This window comes from Brevundimonas denitrificans (genome assembly GCF_030160755.1).
Taxonomy (GTDB): Bacteria; Pseudomonadota; Alphaproteobacteria; order Caulobacterales; family Caulobacteraceae; genus Brevundimonas; species Brevundimonas denitrificans.
Genome location: NZ_BSOY01000147.1, coordinates 1 through 1,078 on the forward strand (window position 1 = coordinate 1; position 1,078 = coordinate 1,078).

Annotated in this window: 1 protein-coding gene; it reads right to left on the bottom strand. The window is 74.9% G+C overall.

Going from position 1 to position 1,078, the window contains the following annotated elements:
• Positions 1–248 precede the first annotated feature (248 nt).
• A complete protein-coding gene (locus tag QQJ79_RS15385) occupies positions 249–1,001 on the bottom strand; it encodes an ABC transporter permease (RefSeq protein ID WP_284223806.1) in 753 nt (250 codons plus the stop codon).
• Positions 1,002–1,078 lie beyond the last annotated feature (77 nt).

Below are 1,078 nucleotides of genomic sequence, written 5' to 3' on the forward strand. Positions count from 1 at the left end.
GGCCGGCCTCGCTGCGGCTGGGCCAGGACAGATAGCGCAGGCCGCGCGCCTCACCCGCCGGTGCGCCGACGGTCTGGGCAGCGGCGGCGCCGGCGAACAGCACCACGCCCGCGGCGGCGAGCAGGGCGGTCGTCAGGATCGAAGGGCGGCGCAACTGGGCGTCTCCGGACGCGGGAGGGGAGCCTCACGCTAGCCATGCGTCGCTTAACCCGCTGCTAACGCCGGGGCGTTCCTCGCCAGGGTCAGGCTCAGGAAAGTCTGCGCCGCACCGCCCGGTCCAGCAGGCCGACGGCGGCGTTCAGCAACAGGCCCATGACCATCAGACAGGCGAGGGCGGCCAGCATGTCGGCGGTGCGCAGCCGGTTTCCGGCCTCCAGCAACCGCCAGGCCAGCCCCTGGGTCGCGCCCGAGCCGGAGACGAACTCGGCCACGACGGCGCCGATCACGGCCAGACCGGCGGCGACCCGCAGCCCTTCCAGCACGAAAGGCAGGGCGGCGGGCAGGCGCAGCCGGATCAGGCGCTGGACCGGCGAGGCGCCGTACAGGTCGAACAGCCGCTCGAGGTCGGGGTCGGCGGACTTCAGCCCGGTCAGGACGCCCGAGAACAGGGGGAAGAAGGCCACGGTCGCCGCGAGCGCCACCACCGCCCGGTCGGCGTGATCGAGCCCGGCCCAGATCATCACCAGCGGGGCGATGGCCACCACCGGCGTGACCTGCAGCGCGACGGCGAGGGGGCGAACGGCCTGTTCGGCGGAACGGCTGAGCGAGACGGCCAGGGCCAGGCCGCCGCCGAGCAGGGCGGCGACGGCGAGGGCTTGCAGGGCCATCCAGAAGGTGGCGGCGGCGGAGGCGGCGAGAAGGGGCGCGCGCGCGATCAGGGCCGTGGCCACGGCGCTGGGCGGGGGCAGGAACCACGGCGGGACGTGGAGCAGACTGCAGGCGAGCTCCCAGCCGGCGAGGAGCAGGACAGTGAGGAGCAGGGGCGGCAGGATACGGATCATGCGCCGGCCTCGACCGCCGCAGCCGACATGGCCTCGGCCAGGGCGGCGGCCAGAGTCTCGACCGCCGTGCGGTAGCC

Excerpts from the sequence above, each read along its gene's own strand:
- QQJ79_RS15385 (WP_284223806.1), bottom strand. The coding sequence starts at position 1,001 with ATGATCCGTATCCTGCCGCCCCTGCTCCTCACTGTCCTGCTCCTCGCC.